Annotated in this window: 4 protein-coding genes; 2 read left to right on the plus strand and 2 right to left on the minus strand. The window is 41.9% G+C overall.

What is annotated here, in order from left to right:
- Positions 1-99 precede the first annotated feature (99 nt).
- Together QZL64_RS04475 and fusA are read right to left on the minus strand one after the other, a co-directional pair.
- Complete coding sequence (locus QZL64_RS04475) at positions 100-573, minus strand: YhcH/YjgK/YiaL family protein (RefSeq protein ID WP_021840802.1); 474 nt, start codon at positions 571-573, stop codon at positions 100-102.
- A gap of 173 nt (positions 574-746) precedes the next feature.
- Positions 747-2,819 (minus strand): elongation factor G, encoded by a 2,073-nt coding sequence (gene fusA / locus QZL64_RS04480; RefSeq protein WP_296309317.1) that lies wholly within the window; start codon positions 2,817-2,819, stop codon positions 747-749.
- A 254-nt stretch (positions 2,820-3,073) separates the two neighbouring features.
- Here fusA and QZL64_RS04485 point away from each other — a divergent pair, with 254 nt between their 5' ends.
- Together QZL64_RS04485 and QZL64_RS04490 are read left to right on the plus strand one after the other, a co-directional pair.
- On the plus strand, positions 3,074-4,447 hold the full coding sequence (locus QZL64_RS04485; protein WP_021840804.1) for an amino acid permease: 1,374 nt from the start codon (positions 3,074-3,076) through the stop codon (positions 4,445-4,447).
- A 203-nt stretch (positions 4,448-4,650) separates the two neighbouring features.
- Entirely contained in the window at positions 4,651-5,202 is a 552-nt protein-coding gene (locus QZL64_RS04490; protein ID WP_021840805.1) for a hypothetical protein, read from the plus strand.
- Positions 5,203-5,250 lie beyond the last annotated feature (48 nt).

A 5,250-nucleotide genomic window follows, 5' to 3' on the forward strand; every position in this document is an offset into this window, starting at 1 on the left:
CCGGCCATAAGCCGGTCGTCCTTCATTTACTGCTATTGTAACAAATCGCCAATTGCTTATCAAGCCAATAAGTTAGTGATTACAATCACAAACAGCATATCAAGCCAATAACTTCATAGCTACTTTGACCACAATCTTTAATACTTTGGCAGGCTCATCATTAACGGCGCAGCATGGTCGATGAATGTCTTCCGGGTAGAAAATAACATATGTCCCCGGCGTGGCTAATACAAAGCCTTCATCGGTCACTTCCGAAGCATAAAAACACAAATCTCTGTCCGGATGTGCTTCTGTTACCTTTTCAATGCCATAATCCGGTAAGAAGCCCATCTTTTCTTGCCCATCGATGACGAACTGAACATCTAAATAGTCCTTATGTGATTCAGGTCGCGTATCTGCTATTTTTTTAGTCGTCACTTCTTGCAGCATGGCAAAAATATTGTCACCGTCAATGTCATGACGCCCCAATGGCAGCTGCTTAAAATCCGTAGACTTCAACCAATCGAGTACGCGTACCAACACGGGCGAATACCCGAGACCGTTATAATTTACATTTACATTACCAAATATCACAATATGTCCCTTCTTATCTGTTTAAACGCCTTCTTATTACCAATTAGCTGTAAATTAATGTCTATAAATGGAAGCTCAGCTACTGCTAAGCTTCCATTTATGTATTGAACATTTAATTATAAATCAAGCATTTGTTTATAAATCAAACATTTATTTATAAATCACATAGTATTTTATTCTTCATCAGCGGTACCGTCAAATTTAGCAATGATTGCTTCCGCTGTTTTATGAGGCACTTCCTCATAGGAATTGAATTCCATGTTGAAAACGCCTTGCCCTTGCGTCATGGAGCGCAATACAGTTACATAGTCGAGCATTTCAGCAAACGGTACCTGTGCTTTAACAACTGTAATGCCTTCACGTTCACCCTGTTCCATGCCGAGCACACGACCGCGACGACTGTTCAAATCGCCCATAATATCGCCCATGAAAGCATCCGGTGCAAACACATTTACATTGTAAACAGGTTCCAAGAGTACCGGTTTAGCCTGTGGCACGCCTTTCTTCAATGCTTGCGCAGCGGCTACCTTAAATGCTAATTCCGAGGAGTCAACAGCATGGTAAGAACCGTCTAATAAGGTTACCTTCACACCAATCATAGGATAGCCGGCCAATAAACCTTTTTCCAATGTTTCACGAGCGCCTTTTTCTACAGCCGGAATATACTGCTTAGGTACCGCACCGCCGAAGATTTTATCTACAAATTCAAAATCACTTTCCGTGGATGGCTCAATAGCAATTTTAACATGACCGTACTGACCATGACCGCCGCTTTGTTTCTTATGCTTGCCTTCTACTTCTACATGACCGCGAACCGTTTCACGATATGGAATATACGGTTTTTCCAATTTAGCTTTTACGCCGTATTTACGTTCCATCTTGGTGAGGATATGATCCAAATGAACTTCACCCATGCAACGAACTTGCATCTGACGCCCTTCTACGTCTTTAACAACTACACAAGTCGGATCTTCTTCCGAAATGCGCTGTAATGCACTGGCTAATTTTTCTTCTTCCCCTTTCTTTTCAGGAACCATAGCTACCGTATGGAGCGGTTGTGGGAAGCGAATCTGACGATATTTAACTTTGAAGGCAGGCGTTGCAAAGGTATCACCGGTCTTAGTTACAGCCAATTTAGGAATAACAACGATATCGCCGGCGCGAGCTTCCGTAACCGGAACCTGTTGCTTACCGATGAGGGTATACATTTTACCCCATTTTTCTTCTACGCCTTGGTTCATATTGAGGAGTTTATCCCCTTCTTTTAATTCACCGGAGAATACACGAACAAAGCTCTGTTTGCCGGCAAACGGATCTAAAACGGTCTTAAATACAAAACCGGTAAATGGTTTATCCACATGAACAACGCGTTCTTCGCCTGTCTCAACATCTTCAGCGGTCATAACGCGTTTAGACGCATCCGGCATGTAGCGAATCATACGATCGAGTACTTGGTCCATGCCGATATTATTAGTGGCACTGCCGCACATAACGGCACATACGCGGCCGGTCAACATACCTTCGCGAAGTCCTTGACGAATTTCTTCCAAAGTAAGTTCTTGACCGTCTAAATATTTTTCCAATAAGGTATCGTCACCTTCAGCAGCGGATTCTACCGTTAATTCACGGATTTCTTCTACTTTGGCAGACAATTCTTCCGGTACCGTCACTTCCGTAACCCTGCCGTTTTCATACACATAAGCCGTACGTTTTGCTACGTCAACAACACCTTTAAAATCAGGACCTTCGCCAATTGGAATCTGCAGTGGCATGATGGCTTTGCCGAATAAATCGTGCATTTTTTCAAGAGTGCCGAAGAAGTCGGCCCCTTCCATATCCATTTTGTTAATAAAAGCCATGCGCGGCATCTGCAATTCTACCCCGTAATCCCAAGCGCGAATGGTGTCCACTTCCACACCGGACGTGGCGGAGAGTACCATAAGCATGCCGTCGGAAGCACGCAATGCGGCGCGCACTTCACCATGGAATTCGGAATAACCCGGCGTATCAATGAAATTAATTTTATAATTCTTCCATTCACATGGTGCCATACCAAGCTGAATAGTAACATTACGTTTAATTTCTTCAGGTTCAAAATCCATAATATGTTTGTTGTCTTGCCCTTTACCGACGGATTGAACAGCGCCGCAAGCCAAAAGCAAAGATTCTACCAATGCTGTTTTGCCCGCACCGTCGTGAGATACAACAGCCACATTACGAATTAAATCACTAGCATATTCTTTCATATGAACCGCCTCCTTTAAAGCGCAGAAACGCAATTTACTGTATGTATTCGATGCGACCATATGAAATTCCTTTATATTTATTATACATTTTTCGAAATTATAGTAATTTTTTTAAAATTGTCCCGTAAAATTGTACAAACAGCTTGCCAAAAACGACTATATAACGTAACATTAGAGAATATATATAAGAGGTTCGGCAGCGTAACACGGTAGTTGAGTATTTTTGAAGAGCCGAACATAAAGGGGGATTTTTTATGAGTGAAAAATCAAATCAAGGTCATGACCATAGTATGAAACGTGGTCTCAAAAACCGTCACATGCAGATGATTGCCTTAGGCGCATCGGTAGGTACCGGCCTGTTTTACGGCTCGGCACCGACGATCAAATTGGTAGGACCGGGTATTATTGCATCCTATGCATTGGCAGGCCTTTTTATTTTCTTCGTTATGCGCATGCTCGGTGAAATGGCCGTACGCGAACCGGTATCGGGTTCATTCAGTCATTTTGCCAACAAATATTGGAATGGCTTTATGGGTTACTTGGCCGGCTGGAATTATTGGACCTTATTTATGCTCGCCGGCATGGCGGAACTGGCGGCCATCGCCGTGTACCTCGCCTATTGGTTCCCGGACATTCCGCATTGGCTGACTACGCTCATATGCCTTGTCATCATCACGGCCATTAACTTAATCAACGTTAAGGCCTACGGCGAAGTTGAGTTCTGGGCATCCTTCATCAAAATCGGCGCCATCGTCAGCATGATTCTATTCGGTTTTTACCTTATTTTTACCACCATGGGATCCTTCCCGCATAACTTCCATAACTTATGGGATAACGGCGGTTTCTTCCCGAATGGTTCGTGGGGCTTCCTTTGCTCCTTGGCCGTTGTTATGTTCTCCTTCGGCGGCGTTGACCTCATCGGTATTACAGCGGGCGAAGCGGAAAATCCTGAAAATAGCTTACCAACCGCAATTAATGAATTATTATTGCGTATCTTAATCTTCTACATTGGCACCATGGTTGTGCTTATGTCTTTGGCACCTTGGGATAAAGTTGGTCTTGAAGCCAGCCCATTCGTTCAAATCTTTGAAGAAATCGGTATTCCCGCGGCTTCCAACATTTTGAACCTCGTAGTACTTGTAGCGGCTTTATCTGTATTCAACAGTATTTTATACAGTAACTCCCGTATGCTGTACGGTTTGGCGCAGGCAGGTAATGCACCTAAGATTTTCAGTTACTTAACGGTTCACGGTGTGCCGTTGGCCAGCACCTTATTCTCATCCGGGTTAGCGTTAATCATCGTGTTGACGACCTACCTCTATCCGCAAGCCGGCGAAGTGTTCATGCATCTCTTGGCACTCGTAGTAGCCGGTCTTGTAATCAGCTGGTTTGTCATCATTGCTACGCACATGAAATTCCGCAGTACCTTCATTCGCGAAGGCCGTCTTGATGAATTGAAATTCAAATCACCGCTCTATCCGGTGATTAACTACCTCTGTATTTTATTCTTGTTGGTAGTTGTAGGCGTTATGTATCAAATGGACAGCTTCCGACCATCGGTAATCGCCATTCCATTCTGGATTTTGTTCTTGTATGTAACATATAAGTTAAAAGGTTCTAAAAAATAGGCTTATAGGACAAACATAATTCAAAAATAAAATTACCCCGCTTATAGTTAAAACTAACTGTAAGCGGGCTTTTTATATACATCGCGAAATAATTTTGAACTTTTACTATTATCCTTCACCCAAAACGCTCTATGGTATAATCAACTTATATTGTATTACATCGTATCTCCCTACTATTTTTTAACAAAGCAAGGAGGCCCTGTATGACACAACAAGCAAAACCGCACCTATATTTCCATGAGCAAGAGTATCTTATTATCAAAATTAGTGACAAATATGCTTTCAGTGATTTTTTTAAACCTAAAGACTATGGTTTTAGCCCTTTTTGCACAGACACTTCGTGTTGGTCAGGATTCAAATGTCAATACAGCATCCTTGATAACAATCTTTTTATCACAAATGTAGAAATCAATGAAAGCACGGAATTTAAACCTTTGCTTTTTGGCCGCGAACCTCTTATATTAGAAAATTGGGGAAATGGTAAAAAATGCAAATTATTTTATAGAAATGTAAAGCATCCTATTCCTTATACCGGCGATTTTATTATTGCCACCAATTTCATTAATCGCCCCGGTCGTAAACGTTATAATCCATTCTATCTTAACTATGAGATTATTTTACAACTTACATTTGAAAATGGTAGATTAACGGCTACAATTAATCATAGCGACAGTCTCGAAGAAGTGCGATTATACATGGATAATCACGATGATATGCTACCGAGCAATATGCCACCTATCGATAATCACTTTTAAATCAAGATGGTAAAACAAAAGAGTTATAGGACAAAAAGTGTGTGTAAA

This window comes from Veillonella sp. CAG:933, assembly GCF_000431435.1.
In the GTDB taxonomy this organism is placed as follows: Bacteria; Bacillota; Negativicutes; order Veillonellales; family Veillonellaceae; genus Veillonella_A.